We start from the raw sequence: 25,911 nt of genomic DNA on the forward strand, positions 1-25,911 counted from the left end.
CCCTGACTGCTCACGCGTATGCCGTCCAATCCGTCCAGAGCAGTTGTTGCTTCCTCAGTATAGCATACAACCAACCGCATGAAATCGTTTACGCAGGCCGCATAAGGAAAAACCGCTGCCGGGTTCGACAACGGTTTTTCGCCTTACTCTTCTAGCTGCTTGCTGTTCTGCTCCAATTCTTCCAGGCTGTTTTCTGCTTCCGCCTCGTGGGCAGCAGCAATCTTAAGCCGGTAGAGATCCCTGTAATTTTGCAGCAGAGTTGCCTCTTGTTCGTGAATAAGAGCCGTGAGCTGCTCAATGCGCAATTCCAGAGACACGCCGTGTTCCAGTATCTCTTCCTCCACAAGCGGAGGCTCGTAGATTAGGGTCTTGCTGCAGCCGAAGGTTGACTCCGCCCATTCATTGGCGTCATCCTTGCTGCTATGCTTATAGATTTCCACATACGTATCAAACAGCGCATTAACGGCCTTTCGGCAATCCCAGCCTAAAATAACAAGACCTTCTTTGGCTTTGTTCACCGCGCGCATGAGCTGGAAGTCGTTTAATCTTCCGCGTTCGGCTTCTACACGGTCAATCTCCGCGACGAATACTGGATATGCGCGGCAAAATAATGCGGCAGCAGCGAAAAATTCCTCCTGCGGAATGTTGGTGGCATCCTGCTGCGGTTTGGAAGCTTGCTCCATTTTGTCGTCATTCCCCTCTTGCCAGACTTCCTTAAGCCGGGTTAAGCATAACCCGATTATAAAAGTATATGTAACATCGCGGAATGAAGCAAGACCGGGCCGCCATGACTTTACTACCATATTCGTATATAATAGATCAAAGATCGATTTACATAGAAAGCTGGTGCTTAAATGAATGGACGTAAAGCGGTATATATTATCATAGGATTATGCGTGGTTCTAGCCTTATTCGTATACGGTTGTATCCACTATGTAGTAAATGCGCATTCGAGCTGAATGCGCATTTTTTATGTCCATTATTAATCCCACGGATGGACGACTGTCAAATAATCCGCGAATTTCTTGCTTTCCTCGCGGCGGATTCGCCGCATCTCCGCACGATGCGGAGCCGTCTCGTACAGCTTGAACTCTTCTTCGGACTCCGGCATGACCTTCGGCACGGGTACCGGATGCCTATTCTGATCCAGAGCAACGAAGGTCAGGAAAGAGGTTGCCGCAACGATGCGCTCCCCGGTTAACAGATCTTCTTTAATGACCTTAACAAACACTTCGACGGATGTACGGCCCGTCCAAGTAACGAAGGACTCCAGACAGACGGAATCCGATGGCCGGATCGGCTGCAGAAAATCGACGGAGTCGGTTGAAGCCGTTACGACGGCTCGACGGCAGTGCTTGGTTGCGGCAATGGACGCAATATCATCGATATAAGCCATTAGCTTGCCGCCAAATAACGTATTGTGGTTATTTACATCCGTCGGGAAAATTCTGGACGTCTTGTAACATCTTGATTCCCTGGAATAACGTTGTTCCATTTCAGCCATCCTCTTTCCTTGTTATTTCAACTTACCTGTCCTTAAGGCGCAAGAAATACGGACAACATTTGCCGCAGAGCACGGTCGGCATCTACTTCCAGGCAGAACGTAATCTCTCTACCGACAGCCGGAATGACCCGACGATCCGTAATGATCATGCCTGCCGTCAAGTCATGTCCGCAGTCGATATCCGCATGCATGACTCTCGTGTTCACAAGAGACGGGTTAACCGCTACCAGCACCGCGAGCGGGTCATGCATCGGACATTCGCCCAGGTACTGATTAGTTTGGAGATAGAAATCGAAGTACTTTTCGAGCGATGTATGTAAAAAATCAACGATTGGCCGCTTGTTATCCGGTGCAAGCTGACGAAGCTGTGCCAGGTGACCTTTGGATAGTCTAGTTTCCAGCGTAACATCCAGACCTACGATCGTAAGCGGCACCTCGGAACGGAATACTTGCTGAGCCGCCTCCGGATCGCCCCACAGATTCGCTTCGCTGACCGGAGTAACGTTACCCGGAGCAAAGACGGTTCCGCCCATCACGACTACTTGGCGGATCTTGCCCGAAATGGATGGATCCAGCGACAAGGCCAAGGCAAGATTGGTCATTCGGCCAACCGTAATGACAACCAGCTCGCCAGGGAGTTCGTGGGCTTTGCGGACGATAAACTCTGCTGCCGATTCCTTCAAGGGCCGCTGCTCCGTTGGCGGAATCTCCGCATCGCCAATTCCGTTATAGCCGTGAATATGCGGCACCGGGCCGGCATATTCGCGTTTAAGCGGACCGGAAGCACCTGCCGCTACCGGCACCTCATAGCCGCAATTCGCCAGCTTAATAAGCCGAAGAGTATTTTCCGTAGCTTGTTCCACATTAATATTTCCGAAGCCGGTTGTTAATCCTTCAACATGAATTTCCGGCGAGAGCAAGGCATACAAAATCGCCAGTGCATCGTCAATCCCCGTGTCTACATCCAAAATAATGCGTGTCTTTGTGTTCATATTGCTATTCCTCCTGTCCGAATACCTCTATTGTAATCGAATTCGACAAATTTTGCCTACCCTAGATGAAACGGAAGAGCCAAGACTTCATAAGTCCTGGCTCTTCTGCATGGTCATTTATATAATCTTCTTCTGCGCTGCCTTACATACATGATTCTTCCTGATAACAGCATGAATAGCAGCATGACGGACCAGGTAATCGCGACCCCCAGATTCCAACCAGAGAATTTAGCGGCTTGACCGCTGCCTTTTACCGGATTGGAGTTGGTAACCGAAGCAATCTGAACCTCCGCCTGCTCGGCAAGCGGAATGACCGGAACTAACGCTCCCGCTGTTTCGGCCGGATTATAGACTTCCGAGGACTGAACATAGACTTTGCCATTGGAGTCGACCGCTACGGTAGGAACAACCCCGTCCTTGATCGTTACAAATAACGGCTTATCGGCTATAAATTCAGCCGGTTTACCCGTATCACGCGTTACGAATGTCCGCTTCTCGTCGGCAGCCATAACCTGCTTGCTTGTAAAATGGGCAAAACCGTAATCGAGAAGCTGCGTCATATCCTTATAAACGCCCGAATCGGTAGTGCCTTTCAGAATAACGCCGATAAGCTCCATATCGCCTCGCTGAGCCGCGGAGACCAAGGTATACCCTGCAGCTTGCGTAAAGCCGTTTTTGACGCCAATGGCGCCTTCGTAGCTCCCCAGCATCTTATTATGATTTTCGAGCTTGGAGACCCACTCTTCTCCGACCCATGGCCTCGATTTGGTTGCTACAACCTGCCGAAACTGCTCGTTTTGCATAGCATATTGCGCGATCCTGGCCATATCTCTGGCCGTCGTATATTGATTCTCGTCCGGCAAGCCGCTTGGGTTCACGAAATTCGTATCCCAGAGCCCAAGCTTACGCACAAATTCATTCATTCGCTCGGCAAATTGCTCTTTTGTTCCGTCGATATGCTCCGCAATGGCCGTTGCCGCGTCATTCCCGGAGTTAATGAGCATCCCTTCGATAAGATCCAGCATGGGCTTCTGTTCGCCTTCCGCCAGATAGATCCGGGTGCCGTCCTCGTTCCGCGCCGTCTTGGAGACGGTTACGATGTCGGATGGATTGGACTGCTCCAGCGCGATGATGCCGGTTACAATTTTGGTTATGCTGGCCGGATACAGCCGCTCCGTTTCATTCTTGGCGAACAACACGGCGCCGGACTTGGCATCGATCAGGATCGCGGCTTCGGAATGCGGCGTTTCCGGCAGCTGCTCTACCGTCTGGTCTGCTGGCTGACCGGTTTGCTCTGCCGGCGGCTGCAGGGCTTCTTCCGCAAAAACAGGTTCGGCTGCTAGTATAACGAGAAAAATGAACATCATTGCTATCAAGCCAGGAAGTCTTCTCATAATTCCCCTCTTTATTGTCATGTAGTCAAACGAGACCGTTCTACCGCTATATATCGGGCGACCGCATCCTCATTACTGGTGCCGACGATGCAGTCCGCCAATTGTATGATTTGTTCATGCGCATCCGCGACGGCTATTCGGGTTCCGGCTTCACGGAACATGCCTAGATCATTCAGGTTGTCTCCGAATACCGTTACGTCTTTTAATTCCGCTCCAACGAGCTTTGCCCATAACCTTGCCCCTTCGCCTTTATTCGCCAAGGTATGACTCATTTCGAGGAAATAATGATCTTTAATATACGCGTCTTTTATGAACTGAATGTGAACAAGCCCTCCAAACAGCCGCTCGGCGGCCTGCTTCAATGGCAAAAGCTCCTCATAAAGTCCGATAAAGGAGAGGATAAGCGGACGGAAGGAATCATGGATATGAAGAAACTCTAGCTCCGTAAACCGCGGATCTTGGGGTCTGCTCTCATAAAAAGCAAGATCGCCCGCTCGGGTCAGCTTCTCATGCAGCACCTTCTCCTCATCGTCTTCGTTCAGCGCGAATACCAGCGGAGCAAGTCCATGCTGCCGTCCCGCTTCCAGAATGTCATTCGATAATTGGGGACTAAGCCAATGACCGCCTAATACCCGCTTCCCTTCAGGATCGAAAATGACCGCGCCGTTATACAATACAACAGGATAACGCCATGGAATGGACGAAGTAACCTTATTAGAGCTCGCATAACTTCTTGCCGTCGCATAGCTGATAATCGTACCCGATTCCAGCGCTTCCTTAAGCTGAGCGATCGTGTAATCCGATAAAGACTGATCCGAACGCAGCAGCGTGCCGTCCAGATCCGTTAAATAGCAGGAAGGCATATTTAATTCCTCCATTAGCTTCGATTAGTCCGTCCGAAAACCATGAATCGCTATGGCAAAATAGACAATTGTATTCTGACTGCTTTCATATTACAATCCGTCTATTATGAATAATTTTTCGTAAATTATATTACCTTCTTAAAGGAGAAATAGCAATGAATTCAAAAGAAATGGAACAGATTATCATAGAAAGCTATAAACGTGATGAGGATACGATGATTCTTGTGTTCGCCCAGTGGTGCGTCAATCATGGGCTGGATGCCGCAGAACTCTATGCTCGGGCCTATCCTGAACAAGTAGGCAATAGCCGTCTGCTTGAAGCGATCCCTTTAACGGCGCCTAAGGAAGAAGCCGGCGATATCGACGACGCTACGGTTTTGCAGGTGCTGTCGCTTTTTGGCAATGAAGAGCTTGCCTTCGTCGTGTCCGAAGAGATTGACCGCCGTCCGCGCAAGCATCGTTAGCAATCGAATACATAGCTGCATCCAAATAAAGGAGGTTGTTATATGGAAAAATATACAAAACCGAACTTTAACCGCTGTGCAGTCATTACCATTGATACGCAAAATGATTTCAGTCTGCCTGGAGCGGTTGCCGAAATTAAGGGAACCTACGCCGTCATTCCAAGGATGAAGCTTATATTGGATGCCGCAAGAGCTTCAGGGATTCCGATTATTCATGTCGTGCGGCTCTACATGGAAAATGGTTCAAACGTCGACCTTTGCCGCAAAGAGCTGATTGAATCCGGCGTTGACATTGTCCGTCCGGGTACTAAAGGCGCGGAGCTTGTGGAGGAAATTATGCCGGCTGACGCCAAAGCGGCTGATCCACGGGTATTGCTCGAGGGCGGCCTTCCTCTTATAGGGCCTTCCGAATGGATGATGTATAAACCGCGCTGGGGCGCTTTTTACCAAACGGGGCTTGAGGCCTTTCTGCGCATTGGCGTCCGGATCTATCAGACCCAACCGCTCCTTAATGAACTGCAGCAGCAATAGATGCTTTATAGGACTTAAAATGGGCTGTGTTAACGTATGAATATTTATGTTAACTAATGTGGCATTAACCGAACGTATGCGCTATAATAGACGGGCGAACATACGTTTGATTACCGCAAATCAGTCACGGGAGGTCCAATGAAAGGCACGACTCATCTTACTATCGGCGTTGCGATTGGCTCAGCCGCTGCAGCTCATTATCCGTTTACTCTCGTTAACGCAGCGACTTATATTGCCGTCGCCGCATTTTCCGCCTTAAGCGCCGATCTTGACGGGCCTAGCCTATTAAGCTCGAAAGCAAGCAAAATATCAAAATGGCTGCATGGCCTTCTTCTCGGAAGCGGCTGGCTGCTGACCGCCGTTACGGCGTATTTGTACTTCAGCGATCATTACATAAACATCCCGCTTGGCGTTGCCTGCGCCGCTCTTCTGCTGCTCGGTCTCGTTGTACGCAGCGGCACGATCCGGAATGCCTTGGTAAGCGCGGTAGGCGCTGCTCTGATCTATGGCGGAATAACGATGAGCATGACCTGGTTAATCGGCTTTGGCGTGTTTGTCGCTTGGGTGCCTTGGCTTAAGCATCGAGGTCTAACTCACACGGTATGGGCGGTTGTTGCATGGGGCGCCATTGCTTGGGGTCTGGAGAAGCAGCTGCGGCTGGAAGGCATTATGCAGATTGCCGTCGCCGGCTACTTATCGCATTTGATTGCCGACACGTTAACGCCTAGCGGAGTGAAATGGCTGTATCCGCTCGTTAAGAAATCCTTCAAGCTGCCTTTCCTATAACGATTACGGCCGGCCGCAACATGAAGAAAAGACGCTTCAAGACCATGTGTTTACAAGGTTGAAGCGTCTTTCTTTGTATCGTTATAAGCGGGATTACCGAATAAACACGATATTGTCATTGCGGCAGTCGATGGTAAGATCCTTTCCATCCATATACCACGCATCATTTTCCTCCATGTAGAACGTAATGCCGTCTTCCACCGTCGATACGGCCGGATAACGGGCGGTATCCTTCATGATGCCGAATGCGAAGGCGTCCTCTCCGCCGCCGCTGTACCGGACAAAGATCCGCACGCTGTCATTGTTCTTGAAACCCCATTCTTGTTTGAAAAGTGCCGTTGCGGCAGAAGTAACGCTCATTTTCATCGGTTCTTCACCTCCTCTTCCCTTATTTTCACCCAGACTGTCCCGCTCCAGCTCACCCGATCACCAGAAACCAGGGTTTCCGAGGTTTTGCTTCGGGGGACATAAACAGACTTTCCTTCTACTTCGAGCTGCACCTGATCGTCCGTAATGCCTGCGACTATACCGATGCGTTCCGTTTTGCACGATTTCGGCTGTTGATCCTGATTTGCCACGGCTTCCCGCTCCCCGCCTGCTACAATTGATGGATGGTGACTTCGCTTCGAATGAGGAACCGTGCATTCGTGCCGGTCTGGCTGATTCCTTTCGAAATATAAATCATGCCGTTCTCCATCCGATGCATTCCTTTATAGATTCCTGCCGCAGGCAATGCGCCTTTCTTCAAATACTTGAACAGGAACGGCAGATGAAACTGCATCCCGTGAAAATGCCCCGCCATCAGGTACGCGAACGAATCCTTGATATGCAAAACAACATTGGGATCATGCGTCAGTACAATGGATGGTTTGCTCGAATCCGCCTTGGCGAACGCGTGTTCGGGATCGCTTTTCTTGCTGGTCCAATCATCGATACCGATAAATTGATAGTGCCCTTGATCCAGAACTTCGTTGTGCAGCAGACGAACTCCGGCGCTTTCCAGTATCTTCGTCAATTGCTTCAGGGCATCGGGAGGAAGATGATGATCATGATTCCCGTAAACCGCCAGGATAGGCACGCCGGCCGATGCCAGCTCTTTTATATAACGCTGCATCTTGTGAAGATACGGGGCAAGCTCCGTGAAATCTCCCGTTATCACAATATACGAGGGCCTCTCCGTCTTTATTAACCGGGTTAGCCGGCTAGCCGGAATACGAATATGCTCGATATGAATATCGCTGATTTGGAGAACTTTTATACCTGCTCCCGTCTTATAATGGACTCTCTCGACCTTCAGCCATTGCGTAGGGAGAATAAACAAACCGTAGATCAGCGCAATTAGGGCTATCAGCCCGATTAGGATATAGACGATTATACCAGCCTCCCCTGCAGCTCTTCACACCTTATTATCGTAAAAAATATGCCTGGCCTTCAGTTCGCCCTCCGTAATGCTCATTATGCCGAACGAATATTGGGGCTGCTTGCGCTTGGCCGTCGCCGAACCGGGATTAAACAGCAGCATTCCGTTCTGTTCCTTTAAAAATGGAACATGGGAGTGGCCAAATACGATCGCATCGACCTGTCCCGCTTCAAAAGACAAGGCCGCGTTCTGTTCCGCCTTCTTGCTGGAGTATGGAAGATGGCCGTGCACAAGGCCAATCCTTTTCCCTCCGGCTTTGACGATTTTCTTAAAACCCAGCTTCTTGACGATCGTTTCCCCGTCATTGTTGCCGGCAACGCCTTTTACCGGCGCAAACTTAGACAACTCCCGGTGTACGTCGGAGCTGGTCCAGTCGCCCGCATGGAGAATCAGATCAGCGTTCGCAAGCTCGGCCAGAAGCCTTGGCGGAAGAGCCTTCGCCATACGCGGCATATGGGTATCCGAGACGACAACAATTTTCATAGCAAGCAACACTCCTTTTTGCCTTCCGGATTTCGTGTCAATCAGGCATAATGCTGCACATGCTGGAGCGTCTGAATAAAGATTTCCTTCACATGATCATCGTCTAGCGAATAATAGACCGTCTTGCCCGCCTTCCGACGTTTGACAATCCTGACATTGCGCAAATACCGCAGCTGATGGGAGACAGCCGACTGCGCCATGTCGAGTACCTGGCATAAATCATGTACGCAAAGCTCCCGGTCCAGCAGCGCGTAAATCATTTTTACCCGGGTTGGGTCGCCAAGCGCCTTGAACATTTCCGCCAAATCCGTGGCCGTTGGCTCTTCCATCCTCGCATTTGCCAGATTATCGCTATGAAGCTCCGTTCCATGGCACGTATCGTCACATTGATCATCGATCATTTTTTCCATTACGAGCACCACCTTATGTACATACCGACATTATAGCAGAAAAAGAAGAAGCTCCTCTATAGAAGGAGCTTAATCGGGAATCTGCGGTTTTATGCCCGTGCGCACCAGCGGATGCAGGCTTCGACCAATTGTTTCATCTCGGTCAGGATAAGAGTGTGAAGATTATGGGCAGGGGTGAGGCAGCATACCCGTCCTTTGCCGTACGGATGGGACCAGCCGCCGATGGATTCTCCATCCTCCGAGTAGGTACGCATGAACACATTGGTGTTAGCTTCGTCGCAAGAAACGAAATAGTGCTCTTCCATCGATTCAAAGCCAAGCGCCGGGTTTACGGCAAAATGGTTCGTTGAATCCGAGGAATGGCTCGCCACAGGTTCAAAGCGAACCAGCTTCTGCTCGGGATGGTACTTGAAATATCCGCGCGTCATGGAGATATACGCGCCGTCCTCCGGGTAGGAGGCAAGCCCGGAGTGCCAGGAGAACCAGCCGCCGCCTTCATAGACGTATTGAAGCATCGCCTGCTCCGTCTCGGAATCCAGCCAATGCGCGGGATTCTCGTCGGCCGGATTGATCTTGTCGTCCTTGAAGAGGATCACTGCGTCCGGCTTATCCAGAAGCGCTTTCGCTAGATGGTCGGCCGTCGTATAAGCAAGGCTGACGTTACCGCTCGCGAGCCAGGATGCGAGGCTTTCCTCAAGCCCTTCTTGGATGGCCGACTCCGGGTGATAGTAATCCCCGACTACCGCTAATAGTCTATGCATGATGATGCCCTCCCCGCCGTTATTTATCGTTCTCCAACAGTTCGATCAATACCTTAAGCTGCGGAGCGGAATCGAAATACGCATAACGCCCGCCGGTATATTCGCCCTTCTGCTGCAGCTTCATGCCTTTGCTCTCCATGATGGCGATTTTCTCTTTCATGCCTTCCACCACAAACGCGATATGATGCGGTCCTTCCCCATGCTCCTCCAGATGATTCCGCCAGGTGCTTGGGTGCAAGTCCGGTTCGATCAGCTCGAGCTGAAGGGAATCCATATCGAAAAAAGCCAGCTTGGCGCGTGCCTCTGAAGGCTCGCCTTGAAACTCGGTTTGCGCTTTGTCCGGGGTATCGGTCCAGTTCCACCCCGGTTTTTCTACGCCGAAGAAGTTCGCGTACGCTTCACTTACGGCCTCGATATCATGCACGAGAATTCCGATTTGGGTAATCATTTTGGTTCCGATTGCCGATTGACTCATTCTAATACCCCTTTCTTTCCGGTCGCTGTAATGGGCAGGAGTTGAGGAAACAGAAAACGTTTTCTCCCTGTATTGGGAGGTTCGCCATTCTCGCTATGATCCCTGCCGATACGCGCAAAAAAGATTAGAGGGTATAGCCAAGCTTTTGCAAGGCGCTGCGAACAGCCGCTTTAAGCTCTTCCTTTTCCTCGCCTTGAAGGAAGGCTGCTTCAGCGCTATTAACGGTCAGCTGTGCAAGCTCTTCGATCGTAAAGCCGCAATGCTCCGCAAGCATCTCGAATTCGAGATTCATGGTAGTGCCGGACACTGTCATGTTATCCGTATTCACCGTGACCAGAACCCCCTCGTCCAGGAAGCGACGGATCGGATAATCATCCCAGCCCGGTACCGCTTTGGTCTGAATATTGCTGACCGGACACATTTCGAGCGGGGTTCGGGTTGTTCTTACCAATTCGATGACCGACGGATCCTCGGTAATGCGAACGCCATGGCCAATCCGCCGGGCGCCTAGTCTCGTAATGGATTCTCTCACGTTAACCGCTCCGCCCGCTTCGCCGGCATGAATCGTTATCGGCAGCTCGTAGCGGCTGGCCAGCTCGAACGCTTCTTGATGTAGAGCCGGAGGGAATCCCGCTTCGTCGCCGGCCAGATCGACGGCAACCACGCCTTTTCCGTAATACTCGCGGGCCGCTTCGATAACCTCCAGGTTTCTTTCTACCGAATCATGACGCATGCAGATAACGATAACTCTAGCTTTAACCCCAAACATTTGTTCGCCCTTCTGCAATCCGGCAATCGTATGCAGAATCGCTTCGCCTGCCGACAGGCCTTCAAGGGTATGAAGTAAAGGCGCGAAGCGGACTTCGATATAAAGGCAGCCGGAAGCGGCCGCCTGCTCGACCACCTCTTCCGCGATACGTTCAAGCGATTCTGCCATCTGTATAAATGGCAGCACAAAACGGAACTTGCTCAAATATTCAACCAGGCTGGTACAGGTCTCGTCAATTTGCATCCATGGCGTCAGATCGCCTTCCGCCCCTTCCGGAAGCGGCTTTCCTTGTTCCTTCGCAAGCTCGCGGATGGTATCCGGCTTCACGCTGCCGTCCAAATGCACATGCAGATCGATCTTGGGGAGCTCTTTTATTTGTTCTAGTAGTTGTTCATTCATGATGGGATGTACACCTTCCTTCCGTGACGATTATGGATATCGGTAAGCGAAAACGGCATCTCCCTTCCTGCGGCAAGCAAAAAGGTGGACACCGTTTCTCAACATATACACATCGTTCAGCTGTCGAAACTTATGTTGTTCCGTCATTTTACTATGTTTGATCGTAAACATCCAGCGCCGCCTGCAAGCCCGCTCCGGCATGAAGCTTCGCCCCGTGGCGAATCAAAACGGCCTCTAGCGCGCCTAGCAATTGAAGGACATTTTGCTGGCGGCAGCTATAGCCCATTGTGCCAATCCGCCATATCTTCCCCTTCAAGCTGCCAAAGGAGCTGGCGATTTCGATGCCAAAGGCGTTCAGCAGCATGCCGCGTACGGATTCGCCGTCGATACCGCTTGGAATCGCGATGCAGGTCACAACCGGCAGCTTGCAGGACGGATCGCCGTACATTGCAAGCCCCATTGCTTCCAAGCCGGCTATAAGAGCGGTTTCGTTCAACCGGTGGCGGGCGAAGCGCTCCTCCAGACCCTCCTCCAGCACCAGACGCAGACCTTCGCGCAGCGCGTACAGCATCGAGGTCATCTCGGTATGATGATTAAGCCGGGCCGGGCTCCAGTAATCCTGCAGCTGGGCAAGATCGAAATAGTTGCTTTGAATGACGGGACGGCGTGCAGACGCGTTCTCGAGGTTCGGTTCGTGCGCTGCGCGCAGCCCTCGTTCAATAGACTTGCGGGCGTTAATCTTCGCCGCCGCGATGTCATTGTACGTGATCGGTGCCATTCCGGAAGGCACGGAGAGGCATTTTTGCGTTCCGCCGATAACCGCGTCGATAAACCATTCATCCGTATTCACCGGAACGCCGCCGATCGTTGCAACCGCGTCAACCACAAAGAGAATGCCAAGTTCGCGGCATACCTTCCCAATCTCGGCAAGCGGCTGCATCCGTCCGGTCGACGTTTCCCCGTGAACCATCAGCACAAGCGCCGGCTTCTCCCGGTGAATGGCGTTGATCACGTCCCCGGGATCAAACACGGTTCCCCATTCCGCCTCGATAATAGCGACTTCGGCGCCAACCCGCTCCGCAATTTCGTACAGAAGATTGCCGAACCGACCGTAGATCGGAATAAGCACCTTATCTCCCGGCTCGATCAGGCTGGTAAGTACCGCTTCTATCCCGGAGCGGGAGGTTCCGTCTATCGGAAAGGCCCAATGATTCGTTGTACGGAACAAGGAGCGGAGCATCTCCATCGTATCGTTCATGTAAGACGTAAATTCTGGATCGAATTGACCCAGAATCGGATAAGAGAGCGCCCGGAGCACTCGTGGATCCACTTCCACCGGACCGGGGGTCATAATCGTCCGTTGCGATGGGGCTAATTCGGCGTATCGTTTCATGGCAATACCCCCTCGTAAGCTAACTCGTATAGTAAAGCGGCCAATACGGATACCCCTTCGGCCAGCTCTTCAGGCGACGTAAATTCCTGCGGCGAATGGCTGATGCCGGATTGGCTTGGTACAAACAGCATCGCGGTTGGACACTTACTCGTAAACATCTGAGCATCGTGACCCGCTCCGCTGACCATCCGGCGGTAAGGAAGAGACAAGTCATTGGAGATGCGCTCAAGCTTGTCGATCAGCTCCTTGCTCATCGGCGCAGGCTTTGCTTCCAGCCAGGGAACAATCGAAAGCTCGAGTCCCCGCCATTTTGCAATTTCATTAAACTTGGCAATCGCGCTATCGCAAAATTTGGCAATGACGGCTTCGTCGATATGACGGACGTCTACTGTAAAGCTTACTTCACCCGGAACGACATTTGGCGTATTCGGCATGCATTCAATCCGTCCGACGGTGGCAACAAGCGGTTCTCCGCATACGAGAGCATCGGCTTCAAGCTGAAGAATCATCTCCGCCGCTCCAACGAGCGTATCGTGGCGCATCGACATCGGCGTCGTACCGGCATGGTTCGTTTCCCCTCTCACCGTTACGACATACCGACGCTGCCCGACTATCGCTTCAACAATTCCGATTCGTTTGCGCTGACGCTCTAGGACCGGACCTTGCTCGATATGAATCTCGACAAAAGCACCGATATCTTCCCTCTTGCTTGCATCCTGCTCCGGCTTGCCGAAGCCCGCGGTTTCCATCGCTTCCTGAATGCTGACGCCGCCTGAATCAAACACGATTCCGCCGCTCTGCCAATCGTAGACGCCGGTCATATTGCCCGAGCCCCAATAGGTGAGCGGAAACCGGCTGCCTTCTTCCTCGCAGAAGGAGACGATCTCAAGCGTGTTAACCGGCTGACCGTACGTATCCTTCAGATAGGTTACAGCCGCGATTCCGGCCGCTATGCCATAAGCGCCGTCATAATGGCCTCCGGAGCGTACCGTATCGATATGCGAGCCGGTAAGGATAACCGGCGCTTCCTTGCTGCTTCCCTCCAGCCGGCCGAATAGATTGCCCACCCGGTCGAACCTTACCTCCATGCCGAGCGATTTCATCTTCTCCGACAGGAACAGCTGCGCCTGCAGCCATTCCGGCGTATATAACAGCCGCGTAACTCCTCCTTGTTCATCGGCCCCAAAAGAGGCAAGCTCATCAAGAAGGCGGGATACAAAAGAGGCTGCTTCTTGTTCCATCGGAATCCTCATCGTTACAGCCTCCTTTTATGGGGTTTGTTGAGGCGCGTGTACAGGCTGCAGCAACAGTTGACCTTGCTTCACCGGGTTAACGCCTTGTTCTTCGGTATAGACCGTAATGCCGCGTACTAGCGTTGTTGTCACCTTGCAGGCAAATTTCCGTCCAAGGTAAGGACTGACTTTATGTCTTTGCCACAACTGATCTTCCATCAGCGTATAGGAGCGGCTTGCGTCCACGAGGACCAGATCCGCATCCGCGCCAACGGCTATTTGACCTTTTTGCGGGTATAAACCAAACCGTTTCGCCGGTCCAGCAGACAAGAGCTCAACCAGCTTGTGCAGCGGGATCCCTCTCTTTATAAAGCCTTCGTCCAGCATGAGTTCGAGGCTGCTTTGCGCGCCGGCAATACCGCCCCAAGCCTCGAAGAAGGAAAGGGATTCGTCGAATTTGAGCTCCGGCGGGCAAGGAGAATGATCGGAAGCGATAACATCCAGCTTGCCCGCCGCAAGCAGCCGCCACAAGCCTTCCTTCTGCTCTTTGCCGCGTAGAGGAGGTGCGCATTTGGCGGCAGGACCTATCTCCGCCATATCCTCATCCGTCAACAGGAGATAATGCGGGCAAGTTTCTACGGTAACCGGAATGCCTCGCTTCTTCGCCCGGTCGATCAGCTCCACCGCTTCCACGCTGCTGATATGGACAAAATGGACTTCGCAGCCCGTCTGCTCGGAGAACAGAATGGCTTTGTTTACCGCTTCCAGTTCGGCGATAACCGGACGGGAAGCCGTAAAGGCCCTTGCATCTGTCCTTCCTTGCAGAATGGCTTGTTCCGCCAGCGCAGAGGTAATCGCGTCACTCTCCGCATGGAGGGCAACAAAACCTCCCAATGCCGCGATCTTCTTCATTCCTTCATATAACGTTAAGTCGTCAACCTCGCGGAAGCGGCCTTCGCCTTCTCCGCCGGGATTGGACATAAAGGCTTTGAAGCCGCGGACGCCTTCCTCCGCCAGCTTTTCCAACTGATCCAGCTTGCCCGGGACGAGACCGCCCCAGAACGTATAATCGACCACCGATTTTCCATTGGCTAGCTCTCCCTTTAAGGCTAGAGCCTCCGGGGTAACCGTTGGCGGGTTGCCGTTCAGCGGCATATCGGCGTAAGTCGTGCAGCCGCCTGCGGCAAGCGCGGAGGAACCGGTTGCGAAGCCCTCCCAATGGCCGAAATTGGGTTCATTGAAATGAACATGGATATCGATCATGCCGGGAAGGACGAATTTGCCCTCGGCATCAACCATTTCATCTGCCGGGGAATCGGCAAGCGATTCGGAGATAGCCGCGATTTTTCCGCCGATAATCCCAATGTCCAATCGATAAGTCCCGCCCGGGAGAACAACCTGCCCGTTTAGGATGATGCGGTCATATTCTTGGTTCATCCTGCTGCCTCCTTTTGTTCAGCTTCCGCGGTAAGTGCTGTAGCCGCCGGGAGCGACAAGCAGCGGGATATGATAATGGGAACCGGCATCCGTTACGGAGAATCGGATCGGAATCCGGTCGAATACCGGTTCAGAATCGAGAATATGGCGTCTCTTCTCATCCCGGAAGTAGTCCCCGGCGCAAAAGACGATTTCATAGACGGCGGCCAGCATCTCCTCGCTGCCTAGCAGCGGGGCATCCAGGCGTCCGTCCTCGTTGGTGGCTGCCGTCCGCAACAAGGTGCGTCCTTCGGGCAACGTGGAGCTTTCGGCTGACTCGATCAGGTAGAGTTCAACTTTAATGCCTACGGCAGGCTTGCCTTTCGACGTGTCCAGCACGTGGGTTGTAATTCGTCCGCCGCTCATTGGCTTCACTCCCCGTCCGTAGTCAGATCTTCTTGCGTCATCGTAAAGCCTTGGAAGCCAAACGGCGGGCGAGGTTCGGTATAGACGCCGGCCGGATCGTTCTCGGTGTTGTCCACGATCGTCTCCCAGGTCCGGTTATTCGATTCGAATCGGACTTCGGCCAGCTGCGGGAAACGGGTTAGAATCCGGCGGCCGACATGGTAGATTAGGAACTGAATGGACGGAGATTTCATTTCATGAAAGACGTTATGGGTGATGTCCCGAATTTGCTCGGCAGGAACGTAACGTCCTAGCCCGGCATCAACGGCATCGTCTGCTTGATCGTATTTCCAGAAGATGTCCAGAAAGATGAACAGCGGACGGTCATAGCTCTCGGGCAGCGTTGTATATTCGTCGCGGACAAAGCCGTAAAACGAGCTTCCGCTCACCTTGATCAGCTGCAGATCGGTAATGGCGCATTCATGCGAATCAATACGGGGAGCTCCGTCTTTCCGGACCAGCTTCATCGAAGCGCTGGCATGATCGTTATGCGAACGGCGGTAGACAAGCGAACTTGGCTCCAGGCCTGAGCCTGCTTGGGAGGTTACCTCCAGCGTCTGGAACGGGATCCGGTCCGCGCTCAGCTCCACGGCATCGATATGGGGGTAACGGTCCATAAACTTCCGGCTGATAAACGCCAGCAAGCCTTCCGTTGTGCTGCCTTCGTAAGCGGCCGTGTTGCGCAGAATAAAGTTTTTCATCGAGTCGGTAGCCACGACTAGCGAGTTATCGCCTTCGGTAAACGAAGTGAGGAGCTGTTCGCCGCTAACGGCAAACGTTACGTTATGGGCAAAGATGACATTGCTGTCACCGGTATAGGCGGATTCGGGAACGGCAGCTACGGATAACGGATTTGCATAAGTGCGGTAAGTGAGAACATCGCCTTTACCATAATAGAGAGTACGACCGCTGCGGAGTTTAAGCATGAATACCAATCCCTTCTATTCTGTAATAAGATCGTGCAGCCGGAATTTCGTAATGCGGGCGATTTGCCATAAGGCCTCGTCGGCTTCTTCTTCCAGGCTGTTGTTGATTCTTGCTTCCATAGCGGCTAAAATATCGGATTTACCCTTGCCGCGGACGGCCAGGATAAACGGAAAGCCGAACTTGCCGGTATATTGGCGGTTGCTTGCCGTAAAAACCTCGAACTCTTCCGGCGTCAGCCTGTCGAGTCCCGCTCCCTGCTGCTCCTTCGTCGAATAATCGCCAATCTTGATTCGGGTAGCCAGATCGGGATGCTCACGGAATAGCTTAAGCTTGGTCTCTTCCGAAGAATGAACAACCGCCTTCACCATGGCGTCATGCAGCTCATCCACCGATCGGAAGGGGCGGGCGGCAAAGGCGGATTCGGCTACCCAAGGCGAATGCTCGAAGATAGCGCCAAGCGCTTCGACAAAAGATTCCTTCGGCATTTCGTTAATCGCGGATAGATTCAGATTCATAGGCTTCCTTCCTCCACTCTATCGCTTTTTGTACGGCTCTCTTAATGCCTCCGTAGCCGGTGCACCGGCATATGTTTCCTGATAACGCTTCTTCGATCTCAAGCGACGTCGGATCCGGATTATGATCAAGCAGCGCTTTGACCGATATAATCATTCCCGGCGTGCAGTAGCCGCATTGGAATCCGCCTTCCTCGAGAAAAGCTCTCTGGATCGGATCGATGCCGCCGGCTTGCGCCGAGACTCCTTCAATGGTTGTAATAGATTTGCCCGAGCATTGATAGGCCATCGTAAGGCAGGAATTAACGGGAACGCCGTCCACCATAACCATGCAGGCGCCGCATCGGCCGATTTCGCAGGAACGCTTCGCCCCCGTCATCCCCAGGTCATCGCGCAGCACATGAAGCAGCCGCTTGGCCGGCGGTACGTTCAAGCTCGCTTCATGACCGTTAATCGTGCACGGAATCGAGCTTGCCGCAAGCGGGGTAACAGACTTTGCCGAATCTTTCATTCTCCGCTCACCGCCTTGTCTAGGAATGAATCAAAAGATTGCGCGAGCAGCAGCTCCGAATCTATTGGAAGCTTAGTCACCCGAACGCCAACTGCGTCATAGATGGCTGCGGCGATGGCCGGTGCCAGCGTAACGGATCCTACCTCGCCAATGCCGCGGGGACCGTAATTGTCCTCTTCCGGCAGCTCTTCAATCGGCTGAACGTCAATGGTGCCTCGATGTTCCGCTATCGTTGGGACCAGGTACGTATCCAGGTTTTTCGTCAAATATTGTCCGCTGCTCATAACCGCGTCTTCCGTAAGGGCGAAGCCGATGGCCATGCTGCTGCCGCCTTCGATTTGCCCAAGAAAGCCTTGCGGGTTGATCACCGGCCCGGCTGCTACCGCATGGTATTGATGCAGCACCCGGACTCGGCCGGTCAACTGATTTACCTCTACCTTTACGGCAACCGCGGAGTACGTATAGAGGAAATGGGCGCCTACCTTTTGCGTGTCGGAGGTAGGGAAATGAAATTGTGTTGAACGGGTAACCGGTTCCCCGCAAGCTGCCGCGAGTGCCTGATAGGTCATGAGACATTTCGGATTGTCAGGCTCGGGGCTGGCTTCGATCGCGTAAACGCCGCCTTCACCAAACCTCAGCCGGCTTGCGGGAAGCTGCAAAATATCCGCGGCTTTGCCGAGAACGGCGTCTTCGAACAGCGGCCGCAGATTTTGCAGCGACTTCCACATCATGCTTGTGGCGCGGGATGCGGTGGTTGATCCGCTCTCCGGCACGATATCCGTATCGCCGATAACGATTCGGATATCCCCGGAGGCGAAGCCGAACTGCTCAATCAGCATTTGTTCCAGGGAAGCGATCAAGCCTTGCCCGAATTCCTCGTAGCCGAATACCGCTTCGATCTTGCCGTCCGCAGCCAGCGTTAATCGACCGCCGGCCGGATCGGGAATCCCGAAGCCTAATCCCGCTCCATGCATCGTAAATGCAGCTCCGATTCCCGTACGGATCCACGGTTCGTCTTGCGCTGCCTTGGCCGCCGGATTGCTGCGCTCCTGCCAGAGCGGGCTGGAAGTCATCGCGGCAGAGACTTGTTTGGCGCCTTCCGTCAGGGCGATGGGCTGGTCAAACGGGCCGGGATCATCGCTTCTCCGCATATTCCGGAGCCGGAGCTCCCATGGATCCATGCCAAGCTTTTCCGCCAGACGGTCGAACTGCCCTTCCAAGGCAAATATCGCCTGATTGCCGCCAAAGCCACGGAACTCGCCGGACATTCCGTTGTTCGTGTAGACCGAGAAGCCCTCCACGTCCAAATGCTCGTACCGGTAAGGACCAATCACATGCTCCACCGCGAAGTTAAGCACTTCCGCGCCAAGCGTGGCGTAAGGACCCGTGTCCGCGATAATTCGGACTTGGTGGGCAATCAGCCGGCCGCTGTCGTCTACGCCGGTCTTCATCGTAATTTTCATCGGATGCCGCTTGAGACCGGCCCGAACCGATTCCCATCTGGAGTTATGGAGTTTTACCGGACGTTTGGTTATCCGGGCGAGCAGCGCTCCATAGGGCTGAACGTTAAGCTCGTCTTTTCCGCCGAAGGAACCGCCGATTGGGCTGGATACGATCCGAATCTCGCTTTGCGGAATCGCTAGAATGCGCGCCAGCTGCATACGGTCCATAAAGCCATGCTGGGTTGGCGAATAAACGATGAGCCGCCCGTCTTCTCCCGGGATAAACAAGCCGCCTTCCGTCTCCATGTACGTATGCATCTGGCGCGGCGTATAATAGGTTTCTTCTACGACATGGGCGCAGCTGTCAAAGCCTGCAGCAATGTCGCCTCGCTGGAATCCGTTCCTGTGAAGCAGATTGCCTTGCGGGTGAAGCTGCGGCGCCTCGTCGGTAAGCGCGTATTCCGCATCCTCCACAATCGGCAGCGGTTCGTAATCGACCTCGATTAACCGAAGAGCATGCTCGGCAATCTCAAGGGTATCCGCCGCAACGGCCGCAACCGCGTCTCCAACATACCGCACTCGGTCCTCGCATAGAACGGGCTGATCGGGATGAGCGATTCCGAACCGGTTAAGACCCGGTACGTCTTTATGGGTAATGACGGCATGCACGCCATCCAAAGCGGCAGCATGCTCGGTTCGAATAGCCGTAATCCGCGCATGCGCATGAGGACTTCGCAGTACACGGCCAATCAACATATCCGGCGCTGTCATATCGGTCAGATAAGCCAGCTTGCCGGTTACTTTATCGGGTCCGTCGGGACGAACACGCCAGCGAGCCCCGCTTCCTTTTTTGTTCAAGAGCATAGTTGACCACCCGTCCTCTCTTTAACAGCTGCATTACTTTGCCGCTTTCCACAATTCCGAAGCAATCAGATTCGCCGCTGCTTTCTTCCGGTAACTGACCGGGACAAAAGCATCTCCTTTCGGCTCGTAATGCTCGAGAATCATGGAATAAACCTCAGTAATGGTCTTCTTATCGGCCGGCTTCCCGGTCAAAAATTGTTCCACCGTCTCCAGTCGATGCGGGATGGTCTGCCCGCCGCCAAGCGCGAGCCGCACATCGCCCAGCCGGTTGTCCGAATCGAGCTGTATGCTGAATGCGGCGGTTACGACGGAAGGGGTAAAAGCATCTCTTCTGCCGACTTTATGGTAAGCGACGAATCGCTTCGTATTCGAATTCAAGGTTGGCGGTGTCAGCGCAACCGAGAGAAGCAGACGTTCTTTCCAGACCGGATGCACCGCCGCGGTAGACAGCCATTCCGATAAAGACTCCTCAAGCCCGCTTGAGCCGTCGTGCCAATGCAGCACCGGATCATAAACGAGCAAGGCCGGTATCGAGTCGCCCACAATCGACAGTACATTGCCGCCGATCGTTGCCAGATTGCGGATAGACGGTGCGGCGATGCTGCGCGCTGCTTCCGTCAGAAGCGGGAAACTCGCATTTACAAGCGGGCTGGTTCGTATTTCCGATAGTGTCGTCATGGCTCCGAAGCAGACTGTTCCGGTCTCGCTGTCCGTCCGTGGTCCATGCAGTTCTTGAATTGCCCCGATGTCGATCAGATGGTTCGGCATGGCCGCCAGCCCCGATTCCCATTGCGTGCGCAGCAGCGTGCCTCCTGCGGTGAACACGCCCTCAGCTCCAAGCGTTGCCTTAAGCTGCCAAGCTTCCTCGGCGGTTGCCGGATGCCAGACGAAAGGTGCTTCCGCCACTCCTTGTGCATTTGCAGCCATAACGCCATCCCCTTCCGTTAAAATCTTTGTTCGCGAATATACGGTGTACCCAGCGACTCCGGCGAGCCCGAAGGCTTATTGCGGTTGCGCCAGCCAAGGAACATCAGAACCAGAATCGTTACAATGTAAGGAATCATCTTCAGGAAATAGGATGGAATCTCGCTTCCGATCAGTTGAATGCGGAAGCCGATGGTGTCCAGCGCGCCGAAGAAGTAAGCGCAAAACAGAGCGCGGACCGGATTCCATCTTGCGAAAATAATGAGAGCCACGGCGATCCAGCCTCTGCCTGCCGTCATGCCTTCAATCCAGGTTGGCGAATACACCATCAGCAGATCCGCGCCGGCAAGACCGATCAACATGGAGCCAATGATGATATAACCGTAACGGAATGTTTGTACCCGGATCCCCATCACGTCGGCCGTTGGCGGATTATCGCCAATCGCTCTTAGATGAAGGCCCCATGAGGTGCGGTGAATATATAAGTGCAAGACGATAACGAGAACAAAGCTGAACCAGGTTAAAATATCGAGATGAGCGAATATTCCGCCAATTACGGGTACATCTTCAAGCCAATTCAGGTTTACCTTCGGAACCGCGCCCGCTACCGGCTGTCCGGTAATGCTTTTGCCAAGATAAGCGCTAAGCCCGGTTCCGAATAACGTTAAAGCCAGGCCGCTGACAATCTGATTGGCCCGAAGCGTCACGCACATAAAGGCATGGACGATGCCCAGCACGGCGCTTATCGCGCAGGCGGCCAGCAGGGTTAAGGCCAGGCTGCCGGTATGCAGGTATGTCATACAGGCTATGACGGCCCCCATCAGCATTAGACCTTCCGCGCCGAGCTGGATAATGCCTGACCGTTCGATCAGGATGCCTCCAAGCGTGGCGAATAAGAGAGGCGTGCCGGAAGAGATGGCTGCTACAATGATTTGAACGAATATATCCATGGTCTACACATCCCTTCTACGCGTTTCTCCGGATACGGAATTTGCTGGCCATGCTGCCTGCAATGAGGAAGAACAGGATCGCCCCTTGGATCATGGACGAGATGGAAGACGGAAGGCCAATCGTTTGAACGCTGAAGCCGCCCACGATAAGTCCGCCGAACAGGAACGATGAAACGACAAGACCGAGAGGATTCAGCTTCGCAAGCCAAGCCACGATAATCGCCGTATACCCGTAGCCCGGTGATATTCCATACATGAGGCGGTGAGTGACGCCCGATACTTCCGCCATTCCGGCGAGCCCGGCCATTCCGCCGCTAATCAGCATTACGAGCAGAATATGGCGGCTGATCTTGATGCCGGCGTTTTTCGCCGCTTCCGGGTTCGCGCCAATCAAGCGGAGCTCGTAACCCCAGCGGGTATATTTCATAAGGAAGGCGTACAGAAGAACAGCAACAATGGCAAACAAGAGACCAAGATGCAGCCTTGTATCCCCAAGCACCGGAAGCGACTGCGCATCCGTGAATACCGGAGTACCCGGGAAATTAAAGCCCTTCGGATCCTTCCAGGGACCAAAGACGAAGTAGTTCAACGCCAGCAGGGCCACATAGTTAAGCATGAGAGACGTAATTAGCTCGTTTACCTGGAAATACGTCCTTGGGATTGCAGTCAACAGTCCCCAAATCCCGCCGCCTAGTATACTGAACACGACCATCGCGGGAATCACGAGGTATACGGGCATATTCGGAAAATAGACCGTTACCGCCGTCGCCGCCATCGCTCCGGCGAGGAACTGCCCCTCCGCCCCGATATTCCAGACCGAGATGCGGTAAGCAATCGCAACCCCGATACCGCACAGGAGAAGCGGGATGGACTTCACGAGCGTTTCCGTTATGCCGAATGAGGTTCCGAACGCCCCGGTAATCATTTTCGAATAAACCGTAATCGGATTCATGCCGTTAGCTGCGATAAAGATGCCGCAGAAGACTAAAGCAAGCAGGATAGAGACGATGGTCATCCACCACGGGCTTTCTTTTCTGGACGGATCCAGCTCGATTCGAAGAGACAGCAGCTTGCTGCGGCGTGTTGGTGTATCCGGTTGTTCGATGGCTAAAGCGCTTTGTACCGGCTGCTTGCTCATACGACCTTCTCCTCCTCCGTGTCATCCGTTTCCCGAACGCCGGCCATGTATAAGCCGATCTGTTCGCGGGTCGCTTCCCCTCGCGCCAATTCGCCGACCATTCGGCCGTTATAGATTACTAATATGCGGTCGGACAGCTGCATAACCTCATCGAGATCTTCCGAAATAAGAAGGATGCTTTTGCCTTGTCCGCGCATCTCCGTAAGTAACCGGTGTACGCCTTCCGTTGCTCCGACATCCAGCCCTTGCGTAGGGTGAACGGCCACCATAAAGAGCGGATCCTGCTCAACTTCCCTGGCAAAAAGCAGCTTCTGCTGATTGCCGCCGGATAGCTGTCTTACAGGCGCATCCAGTCCCGGAGTTTTGACATCGAACTGCTCTACCAGCGACTGCGACCAGCTTCGATTCGCCCGCGAGCGAAGGAAGCCGAAGCGGGAGCGATCGCTTGTGCGATAGGATTTGAACAGCAGGTTGTCAACAATGCCCAGGCTGCCGGCAAGACCGCTCTTCATTCGGTTCTCCGGCACATGGGCGATACGCGCTTCGATCGCTCCGCGAACCGAAGCGTTCTTCAGCGGGCTGCCGTTAAAGGTAATGCTGCCTTTGCGCCATGCCCGAAGTCCTGTCAACACCTCCGCCAGCTCCTTCTGGCCGTTGCCCGCTACGCCCGCAACCCCAACGATCTCGCCTTCATGCACCTGGAATTCCATCCGGTTCAAAGCCTTTCTTCCATGATCGGCATATACATCAAGCTGATCAACGATCAGGAGCGGCTTGCCTTTCGGACGGCTGGCAAGCGGCTTTTGAACGGTCAGCTCCTTGCCAACCATTAACCTCGCAAGCTCGCGTTCGTTCGTCTCGGTTTTCATCATCGTATGAGTGAGTTTGCCTTTCCTCATAATCGATATGCTGTCGGAGATCGCCATAACTTCCTTTAATTTATGAGTCGTAATAATAACGGTCTTGCCTTCCGCCTTCATCTGCGCAAGCGTGACGAACAGCTGCTCCGCTTCGCCTGGCGTAAGAACCGACGTTGGTTCGTCCAGAATAATAAGATCGGCGCCGCGATACAGCGTCTTGACGATCTCCACCCGCTGCTGCTCTCCTACGGACAGCTGCCAGATCGGGCGGTCCACCGGGAAGGTTAGCCCGAATTTGAACGCTATCGCCTCAATCTCTTCCTGCTTCTTCTTCATCCAGCCCGGGCCGCGCCAGAAGGAGGATTTCTCGCCTAAAATAATGTTCTCGGCAGCCGTTAAGGTCTGAACGAGACGAAAGTTTTGAAACACCATCCCGATGCCAAGCTTCATGGCATCCTTGGGCGAGCGGATTTTTACTTTTTCGCCTTGGATATAGATCTCGCCGCTAGTTGGACGATAGACGCCGGACAGCATGCACATCATCGTGCTTTTGCCGGCTCCGTTTTCTCCTAGCAAGGCGTGAATCTCTCCTGCCTTCGCCTTGAAATCGACCTGGTCATTCGCGACAACGGAGCCGAACTGCTTGACGATACGCTGCATTTCTACGGAGTAGGTTTCGAGCATTCCGTTTCCTCCTTAAAAGAATTGTCACACAAGCGGGCCTTTTTTCCGGCCTCTTGTGATAATTTTGGATGAGATGGAGGCCAATAAATCAACAAATCCCTTTAGCAAGGGATTTGTTGATCGGCAGTTTTGGCTGGCTGAAGGCTATTGAGGAATGGTTCCTTCTACGCCTTTGACGAACCAGTTCATCTCCAGAATTTGCTCCAGGCTCATCGTTTGCCCCGCTTCCTGCTTGGCTGCGCCGGATGCATCGGTGATCGGACCGCTGAATACGTCCAGCTCGCCGCTGATGATTTTCGCTTTTGCATCCTCTACCAGCTTCTTCACGTCGTCAGGAATGCTAGGTCCAAGCGGAGCGAGGCCAACCATGCCGTCCACCATATCGCCGGAGAATTGCTCGCTCTTCCAGGTTCCGTCGATCACGGATTGCACGACCTTCGTATAATAAGGGCCCCAGTTCCAAGTCGGGTTCGTTAAGTAAGCATCCGGTGCGTAACGGGTCATGTCGGAGTCGTTGCCGCCTGCCAGCGCGCCGCGTTCGGCAGCTGCCTGAAGGGTTGCCGGGGAATCCTGATAAGCGAGCAGGACGTCCGCGCCTTTATCCAGCAAGCTGATCGCCGCTTGGCGTTCTGCGGTTGGATCGTACCAGGTGTTGCTCCATACGACGTCTACTTTCGCGTCCGGATTGACGCTTTGAATGCCAAGCGCAAAGGCATTGATGTTATAAATAACTTCGGGAATCGGGAATGCGCCAACGTAACCGATGACATTCGACTTCGTCATTTTCCCTGCCGCTATACCTGTCAGGTAGCTGGCTTCATAGTTTTTGCCGAAGTAGGTGCTCATGTTGTCCGCCGTTTTGTAGCCGGCCGTATGCATGAACTTTACGTTCGGGAACTTCTTCGCCACATTTAGCGTCGGATCCATGTAACCAAAGCTTGTCGTGAAAATAATGTCGTGGTTTTGAGCCAGTTCCGTAATAACGCGTTCCGCGTCCGCGCTTTCCGGTACGTTTTCCACCGTGTCAGCTTTAATGCCAAGCTTCTCTTCCATGTACTTCCTGCCGTTATCATGCTCGAAGGTCCAACCGCCGTCTCCGGGAGGTCCGATGTAAACGAAAGCGACCCGCGGCAGCTTCTTGCCGCTATCTGTTGCCGACGGCTCTGTAGATGTCTGTGTATTGCCGCCGCTTGCCGTTTCGTTTGTTTTGTTATTGCTGTTACTGGAACAAGCAGATAAAATAACGACCATAAATACGAGCAATGCCAACCCCACTGTACGTGCTTTTGCAAAATGTTTCATATGGTTCCTCCCCAACTCTCTATCATCATCATGACCAACG

General features: G+C 53.3%; 29 protein-coding genes. 3 read left to right on the forward strand and 26 right to left on the reverse strand.

Annotation, left to right across the window (positions count from 1 at the left end):
• Positions 1-143: 143 nt before the first annotated feature.
• The 5 genes from CFI03_RS22595 to CFI03_RS22615 all read right to left on the reverse strand — a co-directional run bounded on the left by CFI03_RS22595 (position 144) and on the right by CFI03_RS22615 (position 4,753).
• On the reverse strand, positions 144-683 hold the full coding sequence (locus CFI03_RS22595; RefSeq protein ID WP_127495119.1) for a hypothetical protein: 540 nt from the start codon (positions 681-683) through the stop codon (positions 144-146).
• Between the two features lie 299 nt (positions 684-982).
• Positions 983-1,495 (reverse strand): acyl-CoA thioesterase, encoded by a 513-nt coding sequence (locus CFI03_RS22600; RefSeq protein ID WP_127495120.1) that lies wholly within the window; start codon positions 1,493-1,495, stop codon positions 983-985.
• Between the two features lie 41 nt (positions 1,496-1,536).
• Positions 1,537-2,496: a nucleoside hydrolase gene (locus CFI03_RS22605; protein WP_248759927.1), complete on the reverse strand. Its 960-nt coding sequence runs from the start codon at positions 2,494-2,496 to the stop codon at positions 1,537-1,539.
• A gap of 113 nt (positions 2,497-2,609) precedes the next feature.
• Complete coding sequence (locus CFI03_RS22610) at positions 2,610-3,890, reverse strand: D-alanyl-D-alanine carboxypeptidase family protein (RefSeq protein WP_248759929.1); 1,281 nt, start codon at positions 3,888-3,890, stop codon at positions 2,610-2,612.
• Between the two features lie 17 nt (positions 3,891-3,907).
• On the reverse strand, positions 3,908-4,753 hold the full coding sequence (locus tag CFI03_RS22615) for an HAD hydrolase family protein (protein WP_248759931.1): 846 nt from the start codon (positions 4,751-4,753) through the stop codon (positions 3,908-3,910).
• A gap of 155 nt (positions 4,754-4,908) precedes the next feature.
• On the opposite strand from CFI03_RS22615, the gene CFI03_RS22620 reads away from it, so the two are divergent.
• The 3 genes from CFI03_RS22620 to CFI03_RS22630 all read left to right on the forward strand — a co-directional run bounded on the left by CFI03_RS22620 (position 4,909) and on the right by CFI03_RS22630 (position 6,534).
• Positions 4,909-5,217: a hypothetical protein gene (locus CFI03_RS22620; RefSeq protein ID WP_248759933.1), complete on the forward strand. Its 309-nt coding sequence runs from the start codon at positions 4,909-4,911 to the stop codon at positions 5,215-5,217.
• Between the two features lie 42 nt (positions 5,218-5,259).
• The gene (locus CFI03_RS22625; protein ID WP_248759935.1) at positions 5,260-5,748 is read left to right on the forward strand and encodes a cysteine hydrolase family protein; all 489 of its coding nucleotides are present in this window, start codon (positions 5,260-5,262) and stop codon (positions 5,746-5,748) included.
• 138 nt (positions 5,749-5,886) lie between these two features.
• Complete coding sequence (locus CFI03_RS22630) at positions 5,887-6,534, forward strand: metal-dependent hydrolase (protein WP_248759937.1); 648 nt, start codon at positions 5,887-5,889, stop codon at positions 6,532-6,534.
• 93 nt (positions 6,535-6,627) lie between these two features.
• On the opposite strand, the gene CFI03_RS22635 is transcribed toward CFI03_RS22630, so the two are convergent.
• The 21 genes from CFI03_RS22635 to CFI03_RS22735 all read right to left on the reverse strand — a co-directional run bounded on the left by CFI03_RS22635 (position 6,628) and on the right by CFI03_RS22735 (position 25,871).
• The gene (locus tag CFI03_RS22635; RefSeq protein WP_127495127.1) at positions 6,628-6,900 is read right to left on the reverse strand and encodes a HesB/YadR/YfhF family protein; all 273 of its coding nucleotides are present in this window, start codon (positions 6,898-6,900) and stop codon (positions 6,628-6,630) included.
• The gene (locus CFI03_RS22640; protein ID WP_248759945.1) at positions 6,897-7,112 is read right to left on the reverse strand and encodes a DUF3006 domain-containing protein; all 216 of its coding nucleotides are present in this window, start codon (positions 7,110-7,112) and stop codon (positions 6,897-6,899) included. Before CFI03_RS22640 ends, CFI03_RS22635 begins: the two co-directional genes overlap by 4 nt.
• Positions 7,113-7,132: 20 nt before the next feature.
• Complete coding sequence (locus CFI03_RS22645; protein WP_248759947.1) at positions 7,133-7,855, reverse strand: metallophosphoesterase; 723 nt, start codon at positions 7,853-7,855, stop codon at positions 7,133-7,135.
• Positions 7,856-7,930: 75 nt separating this feature from the next.
• Positions 7,931-8,437: a metallophosphoesterase family protein gene (locus tag CFI03_RS22650; protein WP_248759949.1), complete on the reverse strand. Its 507-nt coding sequence runs from the start codon at positions 8,435-8,437 to the stop codon at positions 7,931-7,933.
• A gap of 41 nt (positions 8,438-8,478) precedes the next feature.
• On the reverse strand, positions 8,479-8,847 hold the full coding sequence (locus tag CFI03_RS22655; protein WP_248759958.1) for an ArsR/SmtB family transcription factor: 369 nt from the start codon (positions 8,845-8,847) through the stop codon (positions 8,479-8,481).
• 89 nt (positions 8,848-8,936) lie between these two features.
• The gene (locus CFI03_RS22660; protein ID WP_127495132.1) at positions 8,937-9,608 is read right to left on the reverse strand and encodes a ThuA domain-containing protein; all 672 of its coding nucleotides are present in this window, start codon (positions 9,606-9,608) and stop codon (positions 8,937-8,939) included.
• 19 nt (positions 9,609-9,627) lie between these two features.
• On the reverse strand, positions 9,628-10,083 hold the full coding sequence (locus CFI03_RS22665; protein WP_127495133.1) for a VOC family protein: 456 nt from the start codon (positions 10,081-10,083) through the stop codon (positions 9,628-9,630).
• A 124-nt stretch (positions 10,084-10,207) separates the two neighbouring features.
• Positions 10,208-11,251, reverse strand: a complete 1,044-nt coding sequence (gene add / locus CFI03_RS22670; protein ID WP_248759961.1) for an adenosine deaminase — start codon at positions 11,249-11,251, stop codon at positions 10,208-10,210.
• A gap of 151 nt (positions 11,252-11,402) precedes the next feature.
• A complete protein-coding gene (locus CFI03_RS22675; RefSeq protein ID WP_248759963.1) occupies positions 11,403-12,644 on the reverse strand; it encodes a pyridoxal-phosphate-dependent aminotransferase family protein in 1,242 nt (413 codons plus the stop codon).
• Positions 12,641-13,897 carry an allantoate deiminase gene (allC, locus tag CFI03_RS22680; RefSeq protein WP_248759965.1) on the reverse strand — a complete coding sequence of 419 codons (1,257 nt, stop codon included), beginning with the start codon at positions 13,895-13,897 and terminating at the stop codon, positions 12,641-12,643. The genes CFI03_RS22675 and allC overlap by 4 nt, the downstream gene beginning before the upstream one ends.
• Before the next feature lie 15 nt (positions 13,898-13,912).
• A complete protein-coding gene (locus CFI03_RS22685; RefSeq protein WP_248759968.1) occupies positions 13,913-15,313 on the reverse strand; it encodes an allantoinase in 1,401 nt (466 codons plus the stop codon).
• Between the two features lie 18 nt (positions 15,314-15,331).
• Positions 15,332-15,718 (reverse strand): hydroxyisourate hydrolase, encoded by a 387-nt coding sequence (uraH, locus tag CFI03_RS22690; RefSeq protein ID WP_248759970.1) that lies wholly within the window; start codon positions 15,716-15,718, stop codon positions 15,332-15,334.
• Positions 15,719-15,723: 5 nt separating this feature from the next.
• A complete protein-coding gene (gene pucL / locus CFI03_RS22695) occupies positions 15,724-16,683 on the reverse strand; it encodes a factor-independent urate hydroxylase (protein WP_248759972.1) in 960 nt (319 codons plus the stop codon).
• Positions 16,684-16,698: 15 nt separating this feature from the next.
• Complete coding sequence (uraD, locus tag CFI03_RS22700) at positions 16,699-17,199, reverse strand: 2-oxo-4-hydroxy-4-carboxy-5-ureidoimidazoline decarboxylase (protein WP_248759974.1); 501 nt, start codon at positions 17,197-17,199, stop codon at positions 16,699-16,701.
• Complete coding sequence (locus tag CFI03_RS22705) at positions 17,174-17,707, reverse strand: (2Fe-2S)-binding protein (protein WP_248759982.1); 534 nt, start codon at positions 17,705-17,707, stop codon at positions 17,174-17,176. The genes uraD and CFI03_RS22705 overlap by 26 nt, the downstream gene beginning before the upstream one ends.
• Positions 17,704-20,013, reverse strand: coding sequence for a xanthine dehydrogenase subunit D (gene pucD, locus CFI03_RS22710; protein WP_248759984.1), 2,310 nt, complete (start codon positions 20,011-20,013; stop codon positions 17,704-17,706). The genes CFI03_RS22705 and pucD overlap by 4 nt, the downstream gene beginning before the upstream one ends.
• 33 nt (positions 20,014-20,046) lie before the next feature.
• The gene (locus CFI03_RS22715) at positions 20,047-20,940 is read right to left on the reverse strand and encodes an FAD binding domain-containing protein (RefSeq protein WP_248759987.1); all 894 of its coding nucleotides are present in this window, start codon (positions 20,938-20,940) and stop codon (positions 20,047-20,049) included.
• A 17-nt stretch (positions 20,941-20,957) separates the two neighbouring features.
• A complete protein-coding gene (locus CFI03_RS22720; protein ID WP_248759989.1) occupies positions 20,958-21,887 on the reverse strand; it encodes an ABC transporter permease in 930 nt (309 codons plus the stop codon).
• A 16-nt stretch (positions 21,888-21,903) separates the two neighbouring features.
• Positions 21,904-23,025, reverse strand: coding sequence for an ABC transporter permease (locus tag CFI03_RS22725; RefSeq protein ID WP_248759991.1), 1,122 nt, complete (start codon positions 23,023-23,025; stop codon positions 21,904-21,906).
• Positions 23,022-24,569 (reverse strand): ABC transporter ATP-binding protein, encoded by a 1,548-nt coding sequence (locus CFI03_RS22730; protein ID WP_248759993.1) that lies wholly within the window; start codon positions 24,567-24,569, stop codon positions 23,022-23,024. The genes CFI03_RS22725 and CFI03_RS22730 overlap by 4 nt, the downstream gene beginning before the upstream one ends.
• A 144-nt stretch (positions 24,570-24,713) precedes the next feature.
• The gene (locus CFI03_RS22735) at positions 24,714-25,871 is read right to left on the reverse strand and encodes a BMP family ABC transporter substrate-binding protein (RefSeq protein ID WP_127495147.1); all 1,158 of its coding nucleotides are present in this window, start codon (positions 25,869-25,871) and stop codon (positions 24,714-24,716) included.
• Between the last annotated feature and the right edge of the window lie 40 nt (positions 25,872-25,911).

Source organism: Paenibacillus sp. ATY16 (genome assembly GCF_003399985.2).
GTDB lineage: Bacteria > Bacillota > Bacilli > Paenibacillales > Paenibacillaceae > Pristimantibacillus > Pristimantibacillus glycanilyticus.